The 24,599-nt window shown below is 70.6% G+C and carries 27 protein-coding genes; 19 read left to right on the top strand and 8 right to left on the bottom strand.

Going from position 1 to position 24,599, the window contains the following annotated elements; all coding sequences use genetic code 11:
* Positions 1–35: 35 nt before the first annotated feature.
* The 3 genes from ABD331_RS40700 to ABD331_RS40690 are packed head-to-tail and all read right to left on the bottom strand — an operon-like array spanning position 36 to position 2,281.
* Complete coding sequence (locus tag ABD331_RS40700) at positions 36–893, bottom strand: HAD family hydrolase (RefSeq protein ID WP_344487551.1); 858 nt, start codon at positions 891–893, stop codon at positions 36–38.
* Positions 894–923: 30 nt separating this feature from the next.
* On the bottom strand, positions 924–1,559 hold the full coding sequence (locus ABD331_RS40695; RefSeq protein WP_344487549.1) for a DUF5667 domain-containing protein: 636 nt from the start codon (positions 1,557–1,559) through the stop codon (positions 924–926).
* Between the two features lie 59 nt (positions 1,560–1,618).
* Positions 1,619–2,281 (bottom strand): sigma-70 family RNA polymerase sigma factor, encoded by a 663-nt coding sequence (locus tag ABD331_RS40690; protein WP_344487547.1) that lies wholly within the window; start codon positions 2,279–2,281, stop codon positions 1,619–1,621.
* A 179-nt stretch (positions 2,282–2,460) separates the two neighbouring features.
* On the opposite strand from ABD331_RS40690, the gene ABD331_RS40685 reads away from it, so the two are divergent.
* A complete protein-coding gene (locus ABD331_RS40685) occupies positions 2,461–3,984 on the top strand; it encodes a putative quinol monooxygenase (RefSeq protein ID WP_344487545.1) in 1,524 nt (507 codons plus the stop codon).
* On the opposite strand, the gene ABD331_RS40680 is transcribed toward ABD331_RS40685, so the two are convergent.
* Positions 3,974–4,210, bottom strand: a complete 237-nt coding sequence (locus ABD331_RS40680) for a glutaredoxin family protein (protein WP_344487543.1) — start codon at positions 4,208–4,210, stop codon at positions 3,974–3,976. The genes ABD331_RS40685 and ABD331_RS40680 overlap by 11 nt on opposite strands.
* Positions 4,211–4,325: 115 nt before the next feature.
* Here ABD331_RS40680 and ABD331_RS40675 point away from each other — a divergent pair, with 115 nt between their 5' ends.
* The 13 genes from ABD331_RS40675 (at position 4,326) to ccsB (ending at position 17,674) form a co-directional block, all read left to right on the top strand.
* Positions 4,326–5,003: a redox-sensing transcriptional repressor Rex gene (locus tag ABD331_RS40675; RefSeq protein ID WP_344487541.1), complete on the top strand. Its 678-nt coding sequence runs from the start codon at positions 4,326–4,328 to the stop codon at positions 5,001–5,003.
* Positions 5,000–6,256 (top strand): glutamyl-tRNA reductase, encoded by a 1,257-nt coding sequence (locus ABD331_RS40670; RefSeq protein ID WP_344487539.1) that lies wholly within the window; start codon positions 5,000–5,002, stop codon positions 6,254–6,256. The genes ABD331_RS40675 and ABD331_RS40670 overlap by 4 nt, the downstream gene beginning before the upstream one ends.
* Positions 6,253–7,173, top strand: a complete 921-nt coding sequence (hemC, locus tag ABD331_RS40665) for a hydroxymethylbilane synthase (protein WP_344487537.1) — start codon at positions 6,253–6,255, stop codon at positions 7,171–7,173. Before ABD331_RS40670 ends, hemC begins: the two co-directional genes overlap by 4 nt.
* A gap of 35 nt (positions 7,174–7,208) precedes the next feature.
* Positions 7,209–8,723 (top strand): bifunctional uroporphyrinogen-III C-methyltransferase/uroporphyrinogen-III synthase, encoded by a 1,515-nt coding sequence (locus ABD331_RS40660; RefSeq protein ID WP_344487535.1) that lies wholly within the window; start codon positions 7,209–7,211, stop codon positions 8,721–8,723.
* Positions 8,720–9,703 (top strand): porphobilinogen synthase, encoded by a 984-nt coding sequence (gene hemB / locus ABD331_RS40655; protein WP_344487533.1) that lies wholly within the window; start codon positions 8,720–8,722, stop codon positions 9,701–9,703. Before ABD331_RS40660 ends, hemB begins: the two co-directional genes overlap by 4 nt.
* A gap of 165 nt (positions 9,704–9,868) precedes the next feature.
* Positions 9,869–10,510: a bifunctional DNA primase/polymerase gene (locus ABD331_RS40650; protein WP_344487531.1), complete on the top strand. Its 642-nt coding sequence runs from the start codon at positions 9,869–9,871 to the stop codon at positions 10,508–10,510.
* Between the two features lie 63 nt (positions 10,511–10,573).
* Complete coding sequence (gene hemL, locus ABD331_RS40645; RefSeq protein WP_344487529.1) at positions 10,574–11,863, top strand: glutamate-1-semialdehyde 2,1-aminomutase; 1,290 nt, start codon at positions 10,574–10,576, stop codon at positions 11,861–11,863.
* A gap of 206 nt (positions 11,864–12,069) precedes the next feature.
* On the top strand, positions 12,070–12,990 hold the full coding sequence (locus ABD331_RS40640; RefSeq protein ID WP_344487527.1) for a LysR family transcriptional regulator: 921 nt from the start codon (positions 12,070–12,072) through the stop codon (positions 12,988–12,990).
* A 55-nt stretch (positions 12,991–13,045) separates the two neighbouring features.
* Positions 13,046–13,684, top strand: a complete 639-nt coding sequence (locus tag ABD331_RS40635; protein ID WP_148441658.1) for a histidine phosphatase family protein — start codon at positions 13,046–13,048, stop codon at positions 13,682–13,684.
* A gap of 71 nt (positions 13,685–13,755) precedes the next feature.
* A complete protein-coding gene (locus ABD331_RS40630) occupies positions 13,756–14,325 on the top strand; it encodes a TlpA family protein disulfide reductase (protein ID WP_344487525.1) in 570 nt (189 codons plus the stop codon).
* The gene (locus tag ABD331_RS40625) at positions 14,318–15,040 is read left to right on the top strand and encodes a cytochrome c biogenesis CcdA family protein (RefSeq protein ID WP_344487523.1); all 723 of its coding nucleotides are present in this window, start codon (positions 14,318–14,320) and stop codon (positions 15,038–15,040) included. Before ABD331_RS40630 ends, ABD331_RS40625 begins: the two co-directional genes overlap by 8 nt.
* A complete protein-coding gene (gene resB / locus ABD331_RS40620) occupies positions 15,040–16,599 on the top strand; it encodes a cytochrome c biogenesis protein ResB (RefSeq protein WP_344487521.1) in 1,560 nt (519 codons plus the stop codon). Before ABD331_RS40625 ends, resB begins: the two co-directional genes overlap by 1 nt.
* Entirely contained in the window at positions 16,589–17,674 is a 1,086-nt protein-coding gene (ccsB, locus tag ABD331_RS40615; RefSeq protein WP_344487519.1) for a c-type cytochrome biogenesis protein CcsB, read from the top strand. The genes resB and ccsB overlap by 11 nt, the downstream gene beginning before the upstream one ends.
* 5 nt (positions 17,675–17,679) lie before the next feature.
* On the opposite strand, the gene ABD331_RS40610 is transcribed toward ccsB, so the two are convergent.
* Complete coding sequence (locus ABD331_RS40610; RefSeq protein ID WP_344487517.1) at positions 17,680–17,973, bottom strand: PLDc N-terminal domain-containing protein; 294 nt, start codon at positions 17,971–17,973, stop codon at positions 17,680–17,682.
* Positions 17,974–18,619: 646 nt separating this feature from the next.
* Here ABD331_RS40610 and ABD331_RS40605 point away from each other — a divergent pair.
* The gene (locus ABD331_RS40605) at positions 18,620–19,369 is read left to right on the top strand and encodes a hypothetical protein (protein WP_344487515.1); all 750 of its coding nucleotides are present in this window, start codon (positions 18,620–18,622) and stop codon (positions 19,367–19,369) included.
* 10 nt (positions 19,370–19,379) lie between these two features.
* On the top strand, positions 19,380–19,622 hold the full coding sequence (locus ABD331_RS40600; protein ID WP_344487513.1) for a hypothetical protein: 243 nt from the start codon (positions 19,380–19,382) through the stop codon (positions 19,620–19,622).
* Positions 19,623–19,830: 208 nt separating this feature from the next.
* Here the strand turns inward: ABD331_RS40600 and ABD331_RS40595 are convergent, their stop codons facing one another.
* Positions 19,831–20,052 carry a BldC family transcriptional regulator gene (locus ABD331_RS40595; protein ID WP_026214226.1) on the bottom strand — a complete coding sequence of 74 codons (222 nt, stop codon included), beginning with the start codon at positions 20,050–20,052 and terminating at the stop codon, positions 19,831–19,833.
* A 257-nt stretch (positions 20,053–20,309) separates the two neighbouring features.
* Here ABD331_RS40595 and ABD331_RS40590 point away from each other — a divergent pair, with 257 nt between their 5' ends.
* On the top strand, positions 20,310–20,528 hold the full coding sequence (locus ABD331_RS40590; protein ID WP_148441651.1) for a DUF4229 domain-containing protein: 219 nt from the start codon (positions 20,310–20,312) through the stop codon (positions 20,526–20,528).
* On the opposite strand, the gene ABD331_RS40585 is transcribed toward ABD331_RS40590, so the two are convergent.
* A complete protein-coding gene (locus tag ABD331_RS40585) occupies positions 20,525–21,730 on the bottom strand; it encodes a hypothetical protein (protein WP_344487509.1) in 1,206 nt (401 codons plus the stop codon). The two genes, ABD331_RS40590 and ABD331_RS40585, sit on opposite strands and share 4 nt — an antisense overlap.
* 106 nt (positions 21,731–21,836) lie before the next feature.
* Here ABD331_RS40585 and ABD331_RS40580 point away from each other — a divergent pair, with 106 nt between their 5' ends.
* Positions 21,837–22,553 carry a demethylmenaquinone methyltransferase gene (locus ABD331_RS40580; RefSeq protein ID WP_344487506.1) on the top strand — a complete coding sequence of 239 codons (717 nt, stop codon included), beginning with the start codon at positions 21,837–21,839 and terminating at the stop codon, positions 22,551–22,553.
* Here ABD331_RS40580 and ABD331_RS40575 read toward each other — a convergent pair.
* A complete protein-coding gene (locus ABD331_RS40575) occupies positions 22,540–23,274 on the bottom strand; it encodes a hypothetical protein (protein WP_344487504.1) in 735 nt (244 codons plus the stop codon). The two genes, ABD331_RS40580 and ABD331_RS40575, sit on opposite strands and share 14 nt — an antisense overlap.
* Positions 23,275–23,557: 283 nt before the next feature.
* On the opposite strand from ABD331_RS40575, the gene ABD331_RS40570 reads away from it, so the two are divergent.
* On the top strand, positions 23,558–24,430 hold the full coding sequence (locus ABD331_RS40570; RefSeq protein ID WP_344487502.1) for a helix-turn-helix domain-containing protein: 873 nt from the start codon (positions 23,558–23,560) through the stop codon (positions 24,428–24,430).
* Positions 24,431–24,599: the final 169 nt, after the last annotated feature.

Here is a 24,599-nt window from a genome sequence, read left to right as displayed (position 1 = left end):
GGAGGTTCGCCGACCCCGTACAGCCCCGGCAGACGTCAGCGGCGGTAGTGGCGGCGCAGGGCGATGCCCGCCGCCACGCCGCCCGCCACTGCCCCCACGCCGGCCGCGATCGGCAGGGCCGTCATCGTGGCCTTGCGGCCGGTGCGGAAGTCCCTGATCTGCCAGTCGTGCTTCCTGGCGTGCTCGCGCAGCTCGCTGTCGGGGTTGATCGCCACGGCGGTGCCGACCAGCGACAGCATGGGCAAGTCGTTGGCGGAGTCGCTGTAGGCGGTGCAGCGGGTGAGGTCGAGGCCCTCCCTGCGGGCCAGCGCGCGCACCGCCTCGGCCTTGGCGGGCCCGTGGAGCAGGTCGCCGACCAGCCGCCCGGTGTAGACGCCGTTGCTGGTCTCGGCGACGGTGCCGAGCGCGCCGGTGAGGCCGAGCCGCTGCGCGATCACCCTGGCCAGCTCGATCGGGGTGGCGGTGACCAGCCAGACCCGCTGGCCGGCGTCGAGGTGGTGCTGGGCGAGCGCGCGGGTGCCGCCCCAGATGCGGTCGGCCATGACCTCGTCGTAGATCTCCTCGCCGAGGCGCACGACGTCGTCGACCTTGGCGCCGGCCACGAACGCCAGCGCCGTCTCCCTGGCCACCGCGATGTGCTCGGGGTTCTCGTTGCCGCGCAGCCGGAACACCGCCTGCCCCACCGCGAACTTGAACAGGTCGGAGGTGGTGAACAGCCCGCGCGTGGCCAGCCCCCTGGCGAAGTGGTAGATCGAGGCGCCGCGCATCATCGTGTTGTCGACGTCGAAGAAGGCCGCCGCGTCAAGATCCGGCTCGACGGGGGCGACGGTGACCGCAGCCTGCGCCGCGACCTCGCCGGCGACCTCCGGCTGTGTGTCCTGTCGTCGTCGCATAAGCCGCCACATGGGCTTCAGCTTACTTTCCTACTCAGGGGCGACCAGCCCCTCGATGTAGTCGAGATAGCCCTCGGCCTGGGCGAGCTGGTCGTCGTCGAGCTCCTGGAGCATGGGCGTGACGGCCTCCTCCTGCTCCCGTGCGAACTTCTTGATCTTCGGGGAGCGGGGCTCGGCCCGTTCGAGCCTGTCGATGCCCGCGCGAGTGGACTCCTCCATGTCCTTGAGCGTCTTGTTGACCAGCGGGCCGTCGGCGGAGGAGCCGAGCAGGCTGGCGACCTCCCTGGCCCGGGTCTTGGCGGAGTCCAGCTCGCGCTCGCCGCGTTCTGCCTCGTCGGAGCTGAGGTGCACGAGCGTGGTCTCCGCGGCGCGCTTGAGCGGGTACAGCGAGTCGCCGGGCACGGCCTGGTAGGTCGCGAAGGAGGAGATCATCAGCGCCGCAGCCAGCCCCACGGCGGCGAGCTGGGACAGCAGCGGCCGGTGCCGCGCCCGCCGCCGGCGACCGCGCGCGGGGGCGGGCTCCGCCTCGGCCTCCAGCGCGCCGGCCAGCAGCTCGGCGCGCAGCCGCTCCTTGAACGCGGTGCCCGGAGCGCCGCCGAGAGGCAGCTCCCGCAGCTCGGTGAGCTGCTCCAGCACGCGTTCGCGCCGCCTGCGCGCCCTACTCATGACGGCTCCCTGACCGACACGGCCATGACACCTGCTTAACGAGGGGCGGATGGTGGAGGTTACGCCAGGTCGTGCTTGAGAGCCCTGGCCAGCGCTCGTACGGCACGGAACTGCAGCGCTTTGATCGCTCCACTCTTCTTCCCCATGATCAGCGCGGTTTCCGCGAGCGAGAGGCCGTGCAGGAAGCGCAGGACGACGCATTCCTGTTGTTCGGGATTGAGGTCGCGCACGGCACGCAGGACCCGGTCGTTGATGATGGCCGTGACCACGGCGTTCTCGGGGATGTGCGAGCCGTCGAGCGGAACGTCGATGACCTCCCCCGTCGGGATCTCCAGCCGGTAGCGCCCCGACTTGAAGTGGTCGGTCACCAGGTTTCTGGCGATGGTCACCAGCCAGGCGCCGAAGTCGCGGCCCTGCCAGGTGAAGTCGCTGATCCTGCGCAGTGCCCGCAGGAACGTCTCGCTGGTGAGGTCCTCGGCCAGCGGGTGCGAGCCGACGCGGAAGTAGATGTAGCGGTAGACGAGGTCCACGTAGCGGTCGTAGAGCGTGCCAAAGGACTGCGTGCAGCCGTTCTTGGCGTGCATGACGAGCGTGCGGAGGTCGTCCTGGGCGTCTTCGTGCCCGGCGTCGCGCGCGTCTTCGCGCACGGCGAACTCGCCCGTCCGGGCAGGTCCAGCTACCGCTGGCGCCAGCAGCCCGGCGAACGGCGACGAGTCAGGCATCCGGTATCCCTAGGGGTAAGGGGTGCGGCGTGCTCGAACACTCTAGAAATCAACCGGAAAATCCACAATCCACGGAAGTCATGCATGACTAGGCGTAATCGGCGGATACCGTGGTGGACCGACCCGTTCCCTCTTCGGCTACCGGCTGGGAGGCATCGTCCGGCAGCATTGGAGTCACCATGGAGATCCTCGTTGCTGTCATAGCTCTCGCCGGTGCGCTCCTGGCCGCCGTCACGACCGTCGCCCTGATTCAACGACTGCGTGACGAGCCCGAGGGGTGGTTGATCGCCTGGACCGTTGCAGTCGTCGGCCTGTGCCTGTCACTGGCTGTGATCGCCATCGGCTACCTGCTCGGGTTCGGCGGCGTCACGTTCCGGATCTACCAGGTCACGGGAGCGCTGGTGGCGCCGCTCTGGCTGGCGATCGGCCTGGTGCAGCTCCTGTCGGAGAAGGTGCCGCCCAGGTTCCTGGCGTGGCTGCTCGGCATCGCGCTGACGTTCGTCTCCGTCGTCATCATGGTGTGGGACCCGCTGAAGTCGAACGACATGGGCAAGTCCCTGCCCTCGGCCTCGGCGCACTGGAACGTCTTCCCCGGCTACCTGCTGACCGGCGCGCACGTGGTCGCGCTGATCGTCATGCTGGCGATGCTGGTGGTGGCCGGGATCAAGTGGCGCAACGGCGACGAGTACGACACCGACAACCTGCACGCGACCGTGGTCATCGTCCCGTCGGGGCTGGCGCTCGTGGGCGCGATGAGGTTCTCCGTGCCGCCGCTGTTCACCACGGCGCTGCTGGCCGTGGCCGCCGCCGCGGTCTGGTACACCGTGCTGCGGCCGCTGGCGCCGTACGAGGACGACGACGAGGACGATTTCGACCACGACCGCGACGAGCGCCCCTCGCGCCGGGAGGAGCGCTCTCAGCGCCGCGAGGAGCGTCCGGCGGCGCTGGACGAGCGCCAGATGACGCCGGGCGGGGGCCCCATGGGTCCTGGCGGGGGCCGCATGGGGCCGGACGCGCGTCAGATGGCGCCGGCCGAGCGCCCGATGTTCCGCGACGAGCTGCCGCAGCAGGGCGGCCGCAGAGGCGAGCCGGTGCCCACCGCCGACCTGCCGCCCGCGCCGCGCCGCGCGTCGGGCCTCGGCGACCTCGTGGCCGAGTACCGGGCGGGCGACGAGGGCTTCCGCCAGCGGGAGGTCGACTACGCGGCCCGCATGTCGGGGCAGCTCGACGACGGCCCCTCGACCGGCTACATCATGAACGGCGCCCCCCCGATGAGCCCGCCGATGACGCCGCCCGCCCCCGCGACGGGCGCGGTCTTCCCCGGCGCCGACCTGTTCTCACCCGCCCAGCAGCAGCCGGGCTCCGGCCGGCCCTCGCCGACCATCTACGGCCTGCTCACCGTCTTCACGATCGTCGACGGCGCGGGCGACGCGTTCGACCGGCTGGCCGAGGCCACCGTCGAGGCCGTGCGCCGCGGCGAGCCCGACACGCTCGTCTACGCCTGCCACGCGGTCAAGTCGGCGCCGCTGCAGCGCATCGTCTACGAGCTCTACCGCGACGAGGTCGCCTACCGCGACCACCAGCGCCAGCCGCACGTGGAGCGGTTCGTCAACGAGCGTCAGGCGATGGTGCTGGCCACCAACGTCATCGAGCTCAACGTCAACGCCGCGAAGGTGGTGCCGCTGCCCACCGTCACGTACTGAGTGCGGCCCTCAGCCTGACCTCGTCCACTCGCCAGTAGTCGTGCTGCACCCCGTCGATCAGCGTGACGGGGATCATCTCCCAGTACTTGTCACGCAACTCGTCGGAGGACTCGATGCTGATCTCCTCCCACGGCACGCCGAGCTCGCCCGCGACCCTGGCGATGACCTCGCGCGCGTCGTCACACAAGTGACAGCCGGGTTTGCCGAGCAACGTGATGCGATGCATACCGCAACCGTACCCCGCCGACTTTGTGCATCGGTTCACAAAGGGATTAACCTGAAAGACGGTTCCATTCCGTATACGCGGTCCCCAAGCCGCCCCTACCCTGGAGCACCGGCACGTGAAGAGCCCGTCCCAGCCCCGTGACCGCGGTATCCCCGAGGCGACGGTCGCCAGGCTTCCGCTGTACCTCAGGGCGCTGCACGGGATGGCCGAGCGGGGCATCGCGACCGTCAGCTCCGAGGACCTGGCCGTCGCCGCCGGGGTCAATTCCGCGAAGTTGCGCAAGGACCTGTCACATCTCGGCTCGTACGGCACGCGCGGCGTAGGCTATGACGTCGAGTACCTCGTCTATCAGATCTCCCGTGAGCTCGGTCTGACGCAAGACTGGGCGGTCGCGATCGTCGGAGTCGGTAACCTCGGCCGTGCGCTGGCCAACTACGGCGGCTTCGTCTCCCGGGGCTTCCGGGTCGCGGCGCTCGTGGACGCCGACCCCGAAGTGGTGGGCGACACCATCGCGGGATTGAATGTGGAGCACATCGACGACCTGGAAGCCGTGATCAAACGGCGTGGAGTATCGATCGTGGTTCTGGCGACACCGGCGGCAGCGGCGCAGGAAGTGTGCGATCGCGTGATCGCCGTGGGCGTCACCAGCATCCTGAACTTCGCTCCCGTGGTGCTCACCGTGCCCGACGGCGTCGATGTCCGTAAGGTCGATCTATCCATAGAACTGCAGATTCTCGCGTTCCACGAGCAACGCAAAGCTGGGGGGCCACTCATGGCGGTGGACAGTCAATGAGTGTTCTGGCTATCGGACTGAGCCACCGCACCGCGCCGGTGGCGCTGCTGGAGCGCGTCTCGGTGACGGGCGACGCTCTCGTCAAGCTTCTGCACGACGTGCAGCAGGATCCCTGCGTCGCGGAGGCCATGGTGGTCTCGACCTGCAACCGGGTCGAGGTCTACGTCACGGTCGACCGCTTCCACGCCGCCGTCACGGCCATCAGCAACCTCCTGGGCGTGCACTCCGGCGTCCCGGTCGAGGAGCTGACGCCGCACTTCTACGTGCACTACGAGGAGCGGGCGGTCGAGCACCTGTTCTCCGTGGTGTGCGGGCTCGACTCGATGGTGGTCGGCGAGGGCCAGATCCTCGGCCAGGTCCGCCAGGCGCTCAAGCTGGCGCAGCGGCAGGGCACCGTCGGCGCCACCCTCAACGAGCTGGTCCAGCAGGCCCTGCGGGTCGGCAAGCGGGCCCAGACCGACACCGGCATCGACAAGCACGGCGCCTCCCTCGTCACCGCCGGCCTCGCGCTGGCGGGCGAGCTGGCCGGGCGGCGCGCCCTGGTGATCGGCGCGGGCTCGATGAGCTCGCTGGCCGCCGCCACGCTGGCGCGCGCGGGGGTGAGCGACATCGTCGTGGCCAACCGCACGTACGAGCGGGGCGCCCGGCTGGCCGAGTCCGTCGGCGGGCGGGCCGTCGAGTTCGCCGCCGTGGCCGACGAGCTGGCCGGCGCCGACCTCGTCATCACCTGCACAGGCGCCGGGCGGCACGTCATCACGCCCGGCATGCTCACCAGGCCCGCGTTCCTGCTCGACCTGGCGCTGCCGCACGACATCGACCCCGCCGTGCGCGCCGTGCCCGGCGTCACGCTGGTCGACCTGGAGACGATCCAGGAGTCCGGCATCGGCTTGCGCGAGGGCGACGCCGTGCAGTCCGTACGCGCCCTCGTCTCCGACGAGCTGCGCGCCTACCTCGACGCCGAGCGGGCCGCCAAGGTCACCCCGACCGTGGTGGCGCTGCGCAGCAAGGCGGCCGGCGTGGTCGAGTCCGAGCTGGGCCGCCTGCTGATGCGCGTGCCCGACCTCGACGAGCGGGCCAGGGACGAGGTCGCGATGACCGTCCAGCGGGTGGTCGACAAGCTGCTTCACGAGCCCACTGTGCGTGTCAAGCAGCTCGCCGCCTGCCCAGGGGGCGATCATTATGCGGAAGCCCTGCGTGAGCTGTTCGATCTGGATCCGAAGGTGCCCGAGGCCGTGAGGGAGGTGGAGCTGTGACGTCGCGGTCCGGCGCGCTGCGGCTCGGGACCCGCCGCAGCCTCCTGGCGACCACGCAGTCCGGGATGGTGGCCGACGCCTACGTCGCGCGCACCGGCCGGGCGGTCGAGCTCGTCGGCGTCACGACGTTCGGCGACGTCACCAAGGCGCACCTGGCGCAGCTCGGCGGCACGGGCGTGTTCGTCAGCGCGCTGCGCGACAAGCTCCTGGAGTACGAGGTCGACTTCGCCGTCCACTCGCTGAAGGACCTGCCGACCAAGCAGGACCCGCGCTTCACGCTGGCCGCCCTTCCGGCCCGCCACGACCACCGCGACGCGCTGGTGGGCACGCACAAGTTCGCCGACCTGGCCCCCGGGGCCAAGGTCGGCACCGGCTCGCCGCGCCGCGTCGCCATGCTCAGCGCGCTCCGTCCCGACCTCGAGTACGTCCCGATCCGCGGCAACGCCGACACGCGCATCGGCAAAGTCAATTCCGGCGAGCTCGACGCGGTCGTGCTGGCGACCGCCGGGCTCGACCGGCTCGGCCGCGACGCGGAGATCTCACAGATCTTCGAGGTCGACGAGCTGCTGCCCGCGCCAGGCCAGGGCGCGCTGGCCGTGGAGTGCCGCGCCGACCGCGCCGACGTCGTCGACTTCCTGCGCGTGCTCGACGACCCGCGGACCCGCTCCGCGGTGACCGCCGAACGGGCCCTGCTGGCCGCCCTGGAGGCCGGGTGCGCCGCTCCGGTGGGTGCGTTCGCGGTCGATGACGGGCAAACTCTGAACCTGACCGCCGTGGTCGTCTCCATCGACGGCCGCGAATCGGTCCGCAAGTCCGCCGCCGGCTCTCCTTCGGAGGCTGCGAACCTGGGCCGCCTCCTAGCGGCCGAGATGATCGCCGAAGGGGCCGACAGATTGATGGGGGAGCATTCCCATTGAGCTCCGATAGTCCAACCTCCGGTTTCGTCGCGTTCGTGGGCGCGGGTCCCGGCGACCCCAACCTGCTGACGCTCCGCGCCGCCGAGCTGCTCGCCAAGGCCGACGTGGTCGTGCTCGACGTCGAGACGCAATCCCCGCTGCTGCGCCACTGCCGTGAAGACGTCGAGGTCGCCGAGGCGCCCGGCGCCGACTACGTGCGGCGCGCCGCACAGGGGAAGCTCGTCGTGCGCCTGTGCGAGGGCGACCCGATGCTGTTCTCCTCGATCACGGAGGAGGCCGCGGCCTGCACCGCGGCGGAGGTGGACTTCGAGATCGTGCCCGGCGTGCCGCCCGCGACCGCGGTGCTCGCCTACGCGGGCATCCCGCCGGCGACGGCGGTGCCCGAGTTCCGCGTCGTGGACGCCGCCCAGGAGCAGGACTGGGCCGCCCACGCCGCCTGCCGCGGCACGCTGGTCGTCTACAACGGCATCGGCGACGCCGTGGCCATCGGCAAGGCGCTGATCGCCGGCGGCAAGCCCGACACCACGCCCGTCGCCGTCAGCAGCGGCGGCACCACCACCGAGCAGTACACCGTCGTGTCCTCGCTCGGCCGGCTCCAGGCCGACCTCAAGCACGCCGGCTTCACCGAGCCCGCGCTGATCGTGGTCGGCGACGCCGTGGGGCAGCGCGACAAGCTGTCGTGGTTCGAGACCAAGCCGCTGTTCGGCTGGCGGGTGCTGGTGCCCCGCACCAAGGAGCAGTCGCGCGCCATGTCCGAGCAGCTCGTCGCCTACGGCGCGGTGCCCGAGGAGGTGCCGACCATCTCGGTCGAGCCGCCCCGCACGCCGCAGCAGATGGACCGCGCGATCAAGGGCCTGGTCACGGGCCGCTACGAGTGGGTGGCCTTCACCAGCGCGAACGCGGTCAAGGCGGTGCGCGAGAAGTTCGAGGAGTACGGCCTCGACGCCCGCGCCTTCGCCGGGCTGAAGGTGGCCGCCGTGGGCGACGCCACCGCGCGGGCCCTGGTCGAGTTCGGCGTCAAGCCTGACCTGCTGCCCTCCGGCGAGCAGTCGTCCGAGGGGCTGGTGGCCGAGTGGCCGCCGTACGACTCGATGCTCGACCCGATCAACCGGGTGCTGCTCCCCAGGGCCGACATCTCCACCGACACGCTCGTGGCCGGGCTCACCGAGCTGGGCTGGGAGTGCGACGACGTCACCGCGTACCGCACCGTGCGGGCCGCCCCGCCGCCCGCGCCCATCCGCGAGGCCATCAAGGGCGGCGGCTTCGACGCCGTGCTCTTCACGTCCTCCTCCACGGTGCGCAACCTCGTGGGCATCGCGGGCAAGCCGCACAACGTCACCGTGATCGCGGTCATCGGGCCGCAGACGGCCAAGACGGCCGAGGAGTTCGGGCTCCGGGTGGACGTCATGGCCGACAAGCCCTCAGCCTCCGCCCTGGCCGCCGCGGTGGCCGAGTTCGGAGCCAAGCAGCGCCAGGCGGCCCTGGCGGCGGGAGACACCCCGCGCAGGCCCTCCCAGAACCGCCGCGGCGCCAGAAGGAGAGCCAAATGAGCGCGCAATTCCCGGTCGCCCGTCCCAGGCGGCTGCGCCGTGATCCCGCGCTGCGCCGGATGGTGGCGGGCACCAGGCTGCACGCCGCCGACCTGATCCTGCCGATGTTCGCCAAGGAAGGCATCACCGAGCCGCAGCCCGTGGCCTCGATGCCGGGGGTCTACCAGCACACCCGCGACTCGCTGCGCAAGGCCGCCCACGACGCCGCCGAGGCGGGCGTGGGCGGCGTCATCCTGTTCGGCATCCCGGCGGTGAAGGACGCCCGCGGCTCGGCCGCCGACGACCCCGACGGGGTGCTCCAGGTGGCGCTGCGCGACGTGGCCGCCGAGGTGGGCGACTCGATCGTGGTGATGGCCGACACGTGCCTCGACGAGTTCACCGACAACGGGCACTGCGGGATCCTCACCCCGTCCGGCGACGTGGACAACGACCTGACGCTGGAGCGCTACGCCTCGATCGCGGTCGCCCAGGTGGAGGCCGGGTCGCAGGTGGTGGCGCCGAGCGGGATGATGGACGGCCAGGTGGGCGCGATCAGGTCGGCGCTCGACGCCGCCGGTCACGGCGGCGTGCCCATCCTGGCCTACTCCGCCAAGTACGCCTCCGCCTTCTTCGGCCCGTTCCGCGACGCCGCCGAGTGCGCGCCGCAGTTCGGCGACCGCAGCACCCACCAGCAGGACCCGGCCGGGCCGCTGCGGGAGGCGCTGCGCGAGGTCCGCCTCGACCTGGCGGAGGGCGCCGACATGGTGATGGTCAAGCCGGCGCTGGCCTACCTGGACGTCATCGCCCAGTTCCGCGCCGAGGTGGACGTGCCGGTGGCCGCCTACCAGGTCAGCGGCGAGTACGCGATGGTCGAGGCCGCCGCGGCCAACGGCTGGGTGGACCGGGAGCGAATGATCATGGAGTCGCTGGTCGCGATCAAGCGGGCGGGCGCCGACATGATCTTGACATACTGGGCTACAGAAGTGGCACGACGGCTCTAACCAAGGGGTTTCCCGTCAACTCATGGGGCCCGTGGGTTAGAGTTGCATGACAAGTGCTGGTGTGTCCCGCGTGTGCGTAGGTGCTTGCGGCAGGCCGTTCGACGCGGCTGCCGTCCGTCCGGTGTCGGGGCCTCCTCAGGCGCTGTGAGTCGAACGGGAGACACCATGGTGGGGGTACCACTGGCTCGGCGTACCAAAAAGCGGGCCCAGAAGCAGGCACGGCCGACACGCATCACGGCCGTGCTGGAGTACGCCGCCCTGGGGTGGCCCGTCGTGCCGGGAGCCCATCCGCTGCGTCACGGGCCGCGCGCGTGCTCCTGTGACCGCGTCGGCTGTCCCGACCCCGGCGCTCATCCGCTCTCGCCCGCCTGGCACATGCAGGCCACCACCGACACCACGCTGCTCACGCGCTGGTGGCAGGCCGATCCGGATGCCAATGTGATCCTGCCCACGGGGCGCGTGTTCGACGTCTTCGACGTACCACTCACCTCCGGTCTGTCGGCCCTCACCCGGATCGACGCCGCCGACGCCCACTCAGGCCCGGTCGCCGCCAACGGCGACCGGGTCTTGTTCTACGTGGCCACCCGCGGCAACCCGGAGGACGAGGACGAGTGGTGGTCGTGCCAGCTCGACTGCGACCCCGCCACCATCGACGACACGCCGGGCCTGCGCTGGCACTGCCGCGACAGCTACGTCCTGGCCCCGCCCTCGACCCTGCCGAGCGGGCAGCCCGTCTCCTGGCTGCGCCCGCCGGACGGCCGCCCGCTGCCCGACCCGCTGCGCATCCTGGAGTGGCTGGCCGACTGAGCGGGGAGGCGTCCTGGAGTGGCTGGCCGACCGAGCGCGAACCCGGCCGGATAACCTGTTCCGGTGAGCCGTACGCAGACTTCTGAGGCCCTGTTCGCCCGCGCCCGCCAGATCGTGCCGGGAGGCGTCAACTCGCCGGTGCGCGCGTTCAACTCGGTGGGCGGCACGCCGCGTTTCATGGCCTCGGGGCAGGGGCCGTACATCACCGACGTCGACGGCAACCGCTACGTCGATCTCGTGTGCTCATGGGGCCCGATGATCCTCGGGCACCGCCATCCCGCCGTCGTGGAGGCCGTCGAGCGCGCCGTCGCCAGCGGGTTCTCCTACGGCACCGCCACGCGGGGCGAGGTGGAGCTGGCCGAGGAGCTCGTCTCGCGGGTGGCCCCTGTGGAGAAGGTGCGGCTGGTCAGCTCGGGCACCGAGGCGACGATGAGCGCGGTGCGGCTGGCCAGGGGGTTCACCGGCCGGTCCAAGGTGATCAAGTTCGCGGGCTGCTACCACGGGCACGTGGACGCGCTGCTGGCCTCGGCCGGGTCGGGGGTGGCGACGTTCGGGCTGCCCGACACGCCCGGGGTGACCGGGGCGTCGGCCGCCGACACGATCGTGCTGCCGTACAACGACCTCGCGGCCGTCGAGGAGGCGTTCGCCGCCGCGGAGATCGCCTGCGTGATCACCGAGGCGTGCCCCGCCAACATGGGCGTCGTGCCGCCGCGCGACGGCTTCAACGCGCGCCTGCGCGAGCTGTGCACCGCCAACGGCGCGCTGCTCATCGTGGACGAGGTGCTGACCGGCTTCCGGGTCTCCCCGGCGGGCTGGTACGGCCTCGACCCTGTCGACGCCGACCTGATGACGTTCGGCAAGGTCATGGGCGGCGGCCTGCCGGCGGCCGCGTTCGGCGGCCGGGCGGACGTGATGGCCAACCTCGCGCCCGAGGGGCCCGTCTACCAGGCGGGCACGCTGTCGGGCAACCCGCTGGCCTGCGCCGCCGGGCTGGCCACGCTGCGGGCGCTGGACGCCGAGGCGTACGCCCGCGTGGACGCGGCGGCGCTCAAGGTGGGCGACCTGGCCGCCGAGGCGCTGACCAAGGCGGGGGTGCCGCACCGGCTGCAGCGGGCGGGCAGCCTGTTCTCGATCTTCTTCACCGACACCGAGGTGACGAGCTTCGCCGAGGCCAAGACGCAGAACACCGCGGCCTTCACCGCGTTCTTCCACTCGATGCTCGACCAGGGCGTCTACCTGCCGCCGTCGGCGTACGAGGCGTGGTTCCTGTCGGCCTCGCACGATGACGAGGCGCTGGGCCTGGTGGCGGAGGCGCTGCCCGCCGCCGCGGAGGCGGCCGCCGCCACCCTGTGAACGACGAGGCGGGGACGTCGTCTCAGCGGGCGGGCTTCTGGTAACGGATGCGCTGCTCGCGAGCCTGCTCGGCAAGGGTCTTGAGGTACGACACGGAGCTGGTCTGCTGCTTCTTCGTCTTCAGGATTCTCATGCATCTATTTTCATCTGCTACACATTCAACGACAAGCGAGACTTTCTACGCTAAACCGTTTAGGCTGACTTACATGTTGGACCTGAACCGGCTCAAGGCTCTTCACGCCGTGCACGTCTACGGTTCGGTCGGCGCGGCGGCCGACGCTCTCATGGTCACGCCCTCGGCCGTCTCGCAGCAGATCGCCAAGCTGGAGCGCGAGACCGGGGCCCGCCTGATGGAGCGCAACGGGCGCGGCGTGCGCCTGACGGACGCCGCCGGCCTGCTGGCCGAGCACGCCGAGCGCATCCTCGCCCTGGTCGAGACCGCCGAGGCCGACTTCGAGGCGCTGCGCGGCGAGGTCGTCGGCCGCCTCAACGTCGCAGCCTTCGCCACCGCCACGCGCGGCCTCATGCCCGGCGCGCTGGTCTCGCTCAAGCAGCGCCATCCCGACCTGTGGGTGCAGCTCACCGAGCGCGAGCCCGAGCGGGTCGTGCGCGAGGTCGCCAGGGGCGAGCTGGACCTGGGCGTGATCCAGGACTGGATGAACCGCCCCATGGCCATCCCCGACGGCCTGTCCAAGGCCACTCTGCTCGACGACGTGGCCGACGTCGCCGTGCCTGCGGACCATCCGATGGCGGGCGAGCGGGAGATCGAGCTGTCCGCGCTGCGCGGCGAACAGTGGATCAGCGGCTCGCCCGGCACCGTCTGCCACGACTGGCTGGTCTTCACCCTTCGCAGCGCCTCGCTGGAGCCGGTGATCGCCTGCATGGCCGACGAGTACCCGACCCAGCTCGCGCTGGTCGCGGCCGGTCTCGGCTGCGCCATCGTGCCGCGGCTCGGCCGCGACTGCGTTCCCGACGGCGCGCGGCTCGTCCCGCTGCTGCCGCGCCAGTCGCGGCGCATCTACGCGGTGTGGCGCACGGACGCGGCCCGCCGCCCCGCCATCAGGGCCATGGTGGAGGCGCTGGTGGAGTCGAGCAGGAAACAGGAGAACGCCTGGGCGGTCAACTGAGCGACCGGGGGCGTCACGCCGCACGGCTCGGGCGAGCGGATAGGCTGTGCCCACCATGGCTGAAACCACCGTCGTCCACCTGCTGCGCCACGGTGAGGTGCACAATCCCGGCGGCATCCTGTACGGCAGGCTGCCCGATTTCCACCTGTCCGAGACAGGTCAGCTCATGGCCGAGACGGTCGCCAAGGCCGTCGGCGGTCGCGACATCGTCAAGCTGTTCAGCTCGCCGCTCGAACGCGCCCTGGAGACGGCGGCGCCGCTCGCCGACAAGCTCGGCCTGGAGATCGTCCAGGACACCCGCCTGATCGAGGCCGGCAACCTGCTGCAGGGCCGCACCGTGGGCCAGGGCCTGGGCGTGCTGCGCGACTGGCGCAACTACCGCTACTTCTGGAACCCGCTGCGCCCGTCGTGGGGCGAGGCGTACCCGATCATCGTCAGGCGGATGAAGTCGATGATCGACGAGGCCAGGGCGGCGGCGCGCGGGCACGAGACCGTGCTCGTCAGCCACCAGCTGCCCATCTGGGCCATCAGGTGCGCCGCCGAGGGCCGCAGGCTCTGGCACGACCCGCGGCGCAGGCAGTGCGCGCTGGCCAGCCTGACCACCCTCACCTTCGACGGCGACCGGCTGATCAGCATCGGCTACAGCGAGCCCGCCGGATCACTGGAGACGGGGCCCTCGCTCCCCGGGGCCTGATGTCCGGAGCGTGGGGTCACCCCGGTAGAGTTGCAAGCTCTACCGGTTGTAGTACAAGGAGATCTTCCTCCGTGCGCGCCAAGTCCATCTCCCTCCTTCTCCCGCTGGCCGTACTGGTCGCGGGCTGCGCCGGCAACCAGGGCGGTCAGCCCCAGGCAGGCGACACCCGGTTCGTCGCGGGCGACGGGAAGATGCAGGTCTTCGAGGCCGCCGCGCGCAAGCCCGCGCCCGCCGTCGAAGGGCCGACCCTCGACGGGGCCACCGCCTCGCTGGCCGCGCACAAGGGCAAGGTCGTCGTGCTGAACTTCTGGGCCTCCTGGTGCGGCCCCTGCCGGGCCGAGGCGCCCGTGCTCAAGGAGGTCGCCGCCAAGACCAAGGACACCGGCGTGCAGTTCCTCGGCGTCGACTTCAAGGACCGCCAGGCCGACGCCAAGGCGTTCGAGCGCACCGAGCAGACCGGCTACCCGCACATCTTCGACCAGCCCGGCAAGGTCGCACTGGCCTTCCAGGGCACGGTGCCGCCCGCGGCCATCCCGTCCACGCTGATCATCGACAAGCAGGGCAGGATCGCGGCCAGGGCGCTGGGCGCCGTCAAGTACACCGACCTGATGAACACGGTGACCAAGGTGCGCGATGAGTGACGTCGTCGCCTCCGGCTCGCTGCTGCTGGCCGTGCCGATCGCGGTGCTGGCAGGGGTGGTGTCGTTCCTGTCGCCGTGCGTGCTGCCGCTCGTGCCGGGCTACCTGTCGTACGTCACGGGCATGAGCGCCGACCCCAAGCGGGGGCGGCTGGTGCTCGGGACCTCGCTGTTCGTGGCCGGGTTCGGGCTGGTGTTCCTGCTCAGCGGAGCGCTGTTCGGCAGCATCGGCTACGTCCTGCTGGGCAACGCCGAGGTCATCACGCGCGTGCTGGGCGCGCTCACCATCGTGCTCGGGCTCGCCTTCCTGGGCGTGCTGCCCGGCCTGATGCGCGACGTGCGCATCCACCGCCTGCCGGCCGCGGGTCTGGCGGGCGCGCCCCTGCTCGGGGTGGTGTTCGGCCTCGGCTGGACGCCGTGCATCGGCCCCACGCTGGCCGTGGTCCTGATGCTCGGGGCCAACGAAGGCAGCGCCGGCCGCGGCGCCCTCCTGGCCGTCGCGTACGCCCTCGGCCTCGGCCTGCCCTTCGTGGGCGCGGCGCTGGCCTACAGCAGGGCGCTGCGCACGTTCCGGGCCATCCGCAAGCACTCGCGCCTGATCACCAGGATCGGCGGCGGCATGCTGGTGGCCGTCGGCGTGCTGCTGGTGACCGGGCTCTGGGGAGAGATGATCGCCGCCATGCAGGGTTTGATCGGCGCTTTCGAGCCGGTGATCTGATGAGCGTCCAGGAGCTGGAGAAGGAGCAGGCGCCCAAGCAGGGCGGCTTCGGCCTGGTCGCCTGGGTGCGCTGGGCCTGGCGCACGCTCACCTCGATGAAGACGGCGCTCATCCTGCTGTTCCTGCTGGCCCTGGGCTCGGTGCCCGGCTCGCTGGTGCCGCAGCGCAGCGTCGAGCCCGACAAGGTCGCCCAGATCTACGAGCAGAGCCCGGCCCTGGCCGAGTGGTACGACCGCCTCCAGCTCTTCGAGGTGTTCAGCTCGACCTGGTTCGCGGCCGTCTACCTGCTGCTGTTCACCTCGCTGATCGGCTGCATCATCCCGCGCACCGCCACCTACCTGCGCGAGCTGCGCCGCAAGCCGCCCGCCGCCCCCAAGAACCTGTCCCGCCTGCCCCACTCCGCCTCCTTCGAGAGCGAGCTGAGTGTGGACGAGGCCGCCGCGAAGCTGCGCAAGCTGCGCTTCCGCGTCGTGACCGGCGACGGCTGGGTGTCGGCGGAGAAGGGCTTCCTGCGCGAGACCGGCAACCTGTTCTTCCACGTCGCCCTGCTCGGCGTCCTGCTCGCCATCGGCGCGGGCTCCCTGTTCGGCTACCGCGGCAACGTGCTGGTCGTCGAGGGCGACGGGTTCGCCAACACCGTGGCCGCCTACGACCGGTTCATGCCGGGCAACCAGGTGTCGGCCGAGTCGCTGGAGCCGTTCTCCTTCACGCTGTCGGAGTTCAAGGTGGCCTACCAGCTCGCCGGCGACAAGCGCGGGCAGGCGCTCGACTACTCCGCGCACCTCAAGGTGAGCGACACGCCCACCTCCGCGCCCCGCGACTACGAGCTCAAGGTCAACGAGCCGCTGGAGGTCGACGGCACGCAGCTCTACCTGATCGGCAACGGCTACGCGCCCGTCTTCAAGGTCACCGACGGCAAGGGGCAGGTGGCCTTCGAAGGGCCCGTGCCCTGCCTGATCGAGCAGAAGACCACGATGACCTCGGGCTGCGTCGTCAAGGTGCCCGACGCGCAGCCGTCGCAGCTCGGGTTCCTGCTGCGGTTCCTGCCGACCAGCGTGCCGCTGACCAACGGCGACTACGCCTCCGCCTTCCCCGGCGAGCTCAACCCCGAGGTGAAGCTCCTCGGTGCCTTCTCCGGCGACCTGGGCGTGCGCTCCGGCAAGCCGCAGTCGGTCTACGAGCTGGCCGAGCCCGAGGTGCTGAAGAAGCTCAAGCCTCTCGTCATGGGCACCGCCGCGCCCAAGCCGCTGGCCGTGGGGCAGTCGGTGGAGCTGCCCGACGGGCTGGGCAAGCTCGAGTTCACCGGGGTCAAGGAGTGGATCACGCTCCAGACGTCCTACGACCCGGGGCGCTTCCCCGCGCTGCTGGCCGCCGGCACCGCCGTCGTCGCCATCGCGCTCTCGCTCATGATCCGCCGCCGGCGGGTCTTCGTACGGATCTCCGGGGGCAGGGTCGAGGTGGGCGGCCTGACCCGTACCGAGGGCTCCGCGGCGGGCTTCGCCGAGGAGTTCTCCGACATCGTCAAGGTTCTATCAGCAGGAGAGAGAGATGTCCGCTGAGCAACTCGCCGAGCTGAGCGACCTTTTCGTCGTCGCAGCCGTCCTGCTCTACGTGGTGGCCATGGTGGGCTTCGCGATAGAGCTGGCCTTCGGCCGGGCCAGGCCCGGCAAGGCGGAGGCCGTCAAACCGGTGGAGGCCAAGCAGCCGGTCACGGTCGGGGCCACGGCCTCCGGCGCGGTGTCCGGTGCCGAGGCCACCTCTGAGGCCGTCACAGCGACCGTCTCAGGGGCCGACGCAGCGACCGCCTCAGAGACCGCCTCGGCCGGAGGCGCCGCCGACGCGGCGGCCATGCCTTCCGGGCCCGTCAAGCCGTCGGGTCCCGCCGAGTCTTCCGGCAAGGCGTCGAGCAGCGGCAGCGTCAAGGCGGGCACGGTGGCTCTGGTGCTCGCCTGGCTCGGCTGGGCCGCCAACTTCGGCGCCATCGTCACCCGTGGCCTGGCCGTCGACCGGTGGCCGTGGGGCAACATGTACGAGTTCGTGGTGGCGATCTGCTTCGCCGCCGTCACCGCGTTCCTCGGCACCCAGCTCCGCCACAACGTGCGTTTCCTGGGCGGCTTCGTCATGGTGACGGCCGCGCTCGGGCTGGGGCTGGCCGTCAAGGTCTTCTACACGGCCGCGGGGCCGGTGGTTCCGGCGCTGGACTCGTACTGGATCGCCATCCACGTCACCGCGGCGATCATCGCCAGCGGCCTGCTGACGCTGGCCGGCGTCTCCGGTGTGCTCTACCTGATTCGCGGTGACGGGGTCTCGCGCCTGCCGTCGCGCGACGACCTGGAGAAGGTGGCGCACCGGGCGATCGTGTTCGCCTTTCCGCTGTGGACGTTCGCCGTGATCGCGGGCGCGCTCTGGGCCGACAGGGCGTGGGGCCGCTACTGGGGCTGGGACCCCAAGGAGGTGTGGTCGTTCATCACGTGGGTGGCCTACGCCGCCTACCTGCACGCGAAGGTGACGGCGGGCTGGCGGGGGAGGGCCGCGACGATCGTGCAGCTCGTGGCGTTCGGCTGCCTCCTGTTCAACCTGATCGGGGTCAACATCTTCATCGACGGTCTGCACAGCTACGCCGACGTGGACTAGAGGGGTCAGGCGACGTCGTCGCCGCGCATCCGCCGGTCGAGGTCACGCAGGAAGTCGGGGTCGTCGTCCGGCCCCTTCGGCACGCCCGGGCCCGGGGGGACGGGCCAGGCCGCCCTCGGCGCGCGCGGACGGCCGCGCGCCATCCACACCACGCCGCCGAGCAGCGGGATGAGCACGACGATGATGATCCAAAGAGGCTTTGGTACGTTCCGTACCTCGTCTTCGGGTGTGGTGACCACGTCGAACAGTGAGAAGAGCCAGAAGGCCAGCAGCGCCAGGCCGATCAGAACACCTGCCATGTCCCGAACTGTAAGCCATGTTTCGGCGTGATCGTGCTGCCTGATGTCCCATTTCGGGTGACTAGCGGAAGATCGGCGTCGTACGGTGGAACCCGATGCGTCGGTGTCCATGGGGCTCCACGTGGCGTTGAGGGGTGCGATGGCCTTTTCTTCCGACAGGGGACCCAACGACAGAGGACGGCATCGGCGTGGCCGTTGGTGGCGGCGCGGCTCGTACCTCTTCTCGCGCCGTGGTGAGGCGCACCCCGACGCTGATCGTTCCTTCTGGTCCGACACCCGCACCGACGGCGGTGAGCCGCGCAGGGCGGGGCGGCGCGGTGAGACGGGGAGGCCGTCCGGAGCGCAGGACAGGATGATGTGGCCCGGAGGTGACGGGCTGGAGCGCCCGATGTGGCCGCTCGACGGCCGCCTGAGCCCTCACACGGACGGGCCTCACGACGGCAGACGCGCGAACGGGTCGTCCGGCGGTCGCCCGGGCACGCGCCGGGACGGGCCGGGAGCACGCACGGACGGCCCGGGCGCACGCATGGACGGTCCGGCCGGACACGCGGATGGGCTGGGCGGCTACGCGAACGGACCCGGTGGGTACGCGGATGGGCCGAGCGGCTACGCGAACGGGCCGGGTACACGTGCGGAGGGGCGAGCGGTGAGCTGGGACGCCTTCACGGTGCGCGAGCGCGGCGAACGCCTGCCCGCCGCCGTGGTGGTGGACCGCCCCCGCTACACCTGGGACGACTTCGAACTGATCGACGACCCCCTCAGAGCCCGCCCCCACCGCCCCGACGCCCCCTCGCTGGGCGACGGCCTGCGGCACTGCGGCAGGCTGGAGACGATCCTGCACCGTCAGTGGGACGCCAGGCTGGGCCCGCCGCCGGCGGACGTCATCAGGGCGGTGGAGAGCCTGGCCAGGCTGCCCGAGCGGCTGAAGGAACTGCTCGTGTCGGGCCTGGAGGGCATCTACGTCGGCCCGGGCGGCGTGCCCGACCTCGACGACATGGGCTACCTGCGCGGGGCGCCGCTCCCGTCGAGCCGGGCGACGTGGGACATCTGCGCCGGCGCGTACGGCGACAGGAAGATCGTGGTGGGCGACCGGCCCTCACCCACTCCCGACGTGATGATGCACGAGGTCGGCCACGCCATCGACGACATCGACTCGCCGTACGGCGACTGGGTGTCGGACTCGCCGGAGTTCGTGCGCCTGTACGACTGCGCCGTGCCGCTCCTGGCCTCCACCTTCCACCGTCAGGACGGCGGGCTGGGCCGCAAGGAGTTCTTCGCCGACGCCTTCGCCGCCATCGCCTCGCGTCAGCGCCCGGCTCTGGTGGACATGCTCGGGGGCGATACGCGGGCGGCGCTCGACATCATGCTGTTCTTCAACCGGCGCTACGGAATCTAGGTGATCGGCCATGTACGTGATCCGGCTCGCGGACGGGACCTTGCGCGTACCGCAGAGCCTGACCAGCCAGGACGGGCGGCTGCTGGGCAACGCCTACGTGGAGGTCCAGCCTGGTGATCCCGACTACGAGCAGTGGCTGACGGAGTCGCTGACCGAGGAGGAGGCGCAGTCGCGCCGCCGGCGCTGGGAAGAGGAGAACGACGAGCTGGAGCGGGAGTTCCTGGCCTTCAAGGCGCGGCAGGAAGACGCCTGACGACGGGCCCGGTCCGGTGAGCAGGCAAGGTCCGGACGGACGGACAGGCGCCAGCCACGGTCGGCGGTTGGCGCCGCCCCGTGCCTTCCCCGTACGGAAGTGTGGCCGGGAGGGCACGCGAAACAGTGGGTTCCGCCAGCGGTGATCCTGGCGGGAAGGACCGCTGTTCAGGCGGCCTGCCGTGCAGGATCACCGACTAGACGGAACGTCAGACGCGCGGGGACTCACCTGCTGGCCTGTCGGCCGTGAGAACGTCCTCGCCTCGGAGAAGGGCGTGGACTTCCGACTCGCGGAAGCGCCGGTGCCCTCCGGGGGTGCGGATACTGCTGATGCGGCCTGCCGCTGCCCAGCGTGTAACCGTCTTTGGGTCTACCCGGAAGAGGGCGGCAACCTCTCCTGGGGTCAGCAGACGCTCGCTGCTACTCTCCACCAATCTCTCCCCCTCGCATCCCGCTTCCTGCCAGCGGGCGGACAGGTAACCAGTGTGTCGAGCGAAGCCTGATTTATCCGTGGTTTTCTAAGAAGATCACGGGTTGTTATCAGCTGACTGCCCGATTGTTATATGATAGAGCCTCTTTGGGGCTCTCGTGGGTGTTTCTTTACGAAACTCCCTAACTGGGAACAGTAGCAGTGCTCGCGCCCGATGCGAAGAGCGACCGCTGTGCAGGTCCGAGTAACCTCGAACCTGTGCGTCCCGTTCTCGTTTACACCGCGTCGCGGATCGGCTTGTTTCTCGTGACCCTGGGTGTCCTGTACCTGCTCGGACTCCAAAACCCACTGATCCTCATCGCCGCTGCTTTCTTGATCAGCGGCATAGCGAGCTACGTCTTGCTGTCCAAGCAGCGTGACGCCGTCAGTGCGCGTCTCAGCGACAGGATCGACCGGCCGAAGCCGCACAACGACTAGGGCAGGGGGAACATGCCAATCCGGGCATGGTACTCCCGTCCGAGTCTCGTTGTGTCGCTACCGACAAGTAGTCCACTGGCGTGCGCGTAAAACGCCTTCACCCCGATCCCGCGCTCCCGCGTGGGATTCCAACTGAGGGCCTTTCCGGTGCTCGGATGAATGGCGCCGATCCCCGGCCGTGACACCGCGCCGGGGCCCGCCGAGTCACGGCCGCGCGGATTGTCCAGCCAGCGCTGGTGCCCGCCCACGTACACCGCCGCGCCGGTCACCGCGACCGCGTAGAGAGAGTCGCCTCCGGTACTGTTCACCCAGGTCGGAGCGACGGCGGAGCCCCTGGCCCAGGTCTCGAACCTGGCCGCCGTGTCGCAGATGCCGCCCCTGGCGCCGCCCGTGGTCACCACCACGAAGTAGCGGCCGTCGGGGGAGAAGTCGAGGCCGCGTACGTAGGAGGGGAAGGCGCTGCTGCACCGGCGCGCGTACGCGTCCGTCCGCCACGGGGCCACTCTGGCGCTCGCCCCGCCGACGTCGATCAGCCCGAGCTGCGGCCGGGAATGGCCGTCGAGCGTGGTGAACGAGCCGTCCACCGCGAGCCTGCGGCCGGAGACGGCCAGCGCGTACACCTTCACCCGCGACGTCAGCGGCGCGCCCGGCTCGATGGCGAAGCCCGCGTCGGGCGCGCCGGTGGTGGCGTCCAGCCGGGCCAGCGCCGTGCGCGGGCTGCTGAAGTCGCCGCCGACGTAGAGGTGGGAGCCCTGCCTGGCCAGCGAGGTCACCATGCCGCCGCCGATGCGCGGCTGGAAGCCGGGCACCAGCGCGCCGTCGGCCAGGTTGAGCCTGGCCAGGCCGCGCGCCCTGCGGTTGTCCACGCCGTGGAACTCGCCGCCGGCGTAGACGGTGCCGTGGTCGCCGGCCGTCAGCCCGTAGACGGGGCCGGCCACGCTGGGCGCGAAGCCCGGCAGGATGCGTCCGGTCACCAGGTCGTAGGCGAACAGGTTGTCGCGCGCGTGGACCGTGGACCTGGACGCGTCGCTGACTTCGCTGAACGACCCGCCGACGACGACGGTGCGGCCGACGACGGTGATGGCGTTGACGATGCCGTCGAGCACGTGCGGGGTGTTGTCGACCGGGTCGGCCGCCACGACGCGCTGCTGCGCGACGGGGGACGAGGCGATGATCGCCGCAAGGGCGACACGGGCAAGCATTCGCCAATATCTAGCAGACTGTGGGTAGCACTGTGGCTACTTTCCGTTGATTGTCCTGGATGGGCATGACCGCGTACCCGCAGGCCGGGCCCAATAAGGTGTGAGCATGACGCGCGCTCAGTTGGACAAACAGCCGGACGAGGTCGCCGCGATGTTCGATCGCACCGCCCGGCGCTACGACCTGGTCAATGACGTGATCTCCTTGGGGCAGGTGCGGCTCTGGCGCAAGGCGGTGGCCGCCGCCGTGGACGCCGGGCCCGGGGAGCTGGTGCTCGACCTGGGGGCGGGCACGGGCACGTCCACCGACGCGTTCACCACGCTGGGCGCGCGGGCGATCGCCTCCGATTTCTCCTTCGGCATGCTCAGCACAGGGGTGCGGCGGCACGGCGGCAACGCGTTGTCGGGGCCGGGGGTGCCGTTCATCGCGGGTGACGCGCTGCGGCTGCCGTTCGCCGACGACGCCTTCGACGCGGTGACGATCTCGGTGGCGTTGCGCAACGTGCACGACACCGCGCAGGCGCTGCGGGAGATGCTGCGGGTGACCAAGCCGGGCGGGCGCCTGGTGATCCTGGAGTTCTCGCACGTGACGGTCGGCGCGTTCGACGTGGTCTACCGCGAGTACCTGATGCGGCTGCTGCCGAAGGTGGCCAGGGTGTTCGGCTCCAACGACGACTCCTACGAGTATCTCGCCGAGTCGATCAGAGACTGGCCCGACCAGCCGACGCTGGCCCGGACGATCCAGGACGCCGGCTGGGAACGGGTGGCCTGGCGCAATCTCACGATGGGGATCGTCGCCATGCACAGGGGGTTCAAGCCCGCCTGAGCTCGATGGTCAGCAGGTGGGCCCAGTGGGGATGGCGGTGCAGTGTGACCTCCTTGACGAAGCAGGCGACCCTGATCTCGGGGATGTAGTCCTCGAACAGCTCGGGGCTCATGCCCGACCTGCACCAGATCACGATCGCGGTCCCGCCGGGGATCGACTGGGTGCGGATGACGAGGGGCAGGCGCCCCTCCGGGGTGCGCATCGAGGTGCGCAGGCAGAGCCCCTGGAAACGGTGACGGACGACCAGCCGCCCCGCGGCCCTGCGTACGGCCGGGATCGCGCCGCCGGCGAGCACCGCCCCCGCGAGCAGCAGTGCCGCCACCGGCCCTTGCCAGGCGACCCCTTGCCAGACCAGCAGCGTGACCGTGCCGGCGAGCGCGGCCTCGCTGCGCCATCGCCAGGCCAGCCCCATGACGGCGGCGGGCCCGTGCGCTCTGGCGATCTTCGGATGTTTCCTGGGGAACCCGTCCCCTGGGCTGAACTTGCGCGGCGGCGGCTCGGTGACCGGCTCATCCTGGGGCGGCGACTCCAGGATCTCCTTCTTGCGCTGCTCGAACCGGGGGTCGCGGTACGTCCGCCCGCCCCAGGCCGACCTGTCGATCTCCCAGCCGTGCTCCTTCGCGAAACCGTTGGGCCGGCGCCAGAACCACCTGTTGACGGCGACGGCTAATCGCCGCCATCCGCCCTTGCGATCTCCGGCGCCACGTGTAGCGTCGTTCATGCCGCGGCTCCCAATTTCCGCTCTTCGGTCAGAGTCGGGTGCTGCGCGGTTCCGGGCGGATGGGTCCCACCATCCGCCCGCTCGCGTCTGGCGAAAACCTCATTTCGATCTGGCCCGCTTTCTCCGCTGCGGGCTACCCTGAGGGTGTGCCATCGGGCGGCCCCGTGCAATTCCCGCTGGGATGAGTGAAGGGATTCCTCGCGGAACGTGAGTCATTCTTCCCGGCGACGATTGCGCGGAAGCGGGGCGGGCATATTCAGAAGAATGTCCGAGAGGAGGCTGAGTGATCGGGGAGATCAATCCGACACTCCGCCGCCGGAAACTCGCCTCTGAGCTGCGGCGGCTCCGCGAAGAGGCGGGGCTCAACGGGGTCCAGGTGTCGCAGGCGCTGCACTGGTCGACCTCCAAGCTCTCCCGGCTGGAGACCGGGCAGGTCGCTCCGTCGGCCAAGGACGTGGCCAGGTTGCTCAAGCACTACGACGCGCTGGGCGAGGAGTCCGACCTGCTGCTGGAGCTGGCCGGCAACCATGTGCCCAAGGGCTGGTGGGAGTCCTACTCCGACATTCTGGCCGAGGTGGCGCTGGAGTACATCGGCCTGGAGGACGGCGCCCGGGTGATCAGCGCGTGGCACAACAACGTGGTGCCCGGTCTGCTGCAGACGCGGGCGTACGCCATGGAGCTGGCGCGGCTGTACCGCGCGGTGGAGCTGGCCACGCCGACCCAGATCGAGCGCAGGACCCGGGTGCGGATGCGCCGCCAGCAACTGCTCACCGACGACCGGGTGACCTACACGGCGGTGGTGGAGGAGGCCACTCTGCGCCGCCGCTTCGGCGAGGCCGACGCGGCGATGATGCGCGAGCAGTTACGCCATCTTCTGGAGCTTTCCGACCTGCCGAATATCACGATTCACGTGATGTTGCTGGAGCAGCAGCATCCGATCGACTTATCGAGTTTCGTGCATCTGAGATTTCCCTCGATGCGGCTGCTCGGCCCGATCTCCGGCGACGTGGTCTACACCGAGGACTATCCGGGGCTGGAGCTGATCGAGGCGGAGGAGCGGGTCTACCGGTATTCGCTGCTGTTCGACGTGCTGCGGGAGGCGGCGCTCGACGAGCAAGCGTCTCGAGACTGCATCGCCTCACTGGCCGGGCTCTGACCGCCCGGGGGCCTGCTGCTAGCGTGACGATCATGACTGCGCGGCCCCAGGCGACACGCCGTCCTCATGGATCACAGAACCGCACCCCGACTGCCACTATGTACAGGAAAAGCAGTAGACTGCGGGCCGGTAAGTTTGTGAAGGGGTTCACAAAGGAACGAAGGCGCGA

It is taken from the genome of Nonomuraea monospora (assembly GCF_039531895.1).
Classification (GTDB): domain Bacteria; phylum Actinomycetota; class Actinomycetes; order Streptosporangiales; family Streptosporangiaceae; genus Nonomuraea; species Nonomuraea monospora.
The sequence above is the reverse complement of the archived record's forward strand: the minus strand, read 5'-3'. Positions and strand labels throughout refer to the sequence as shown.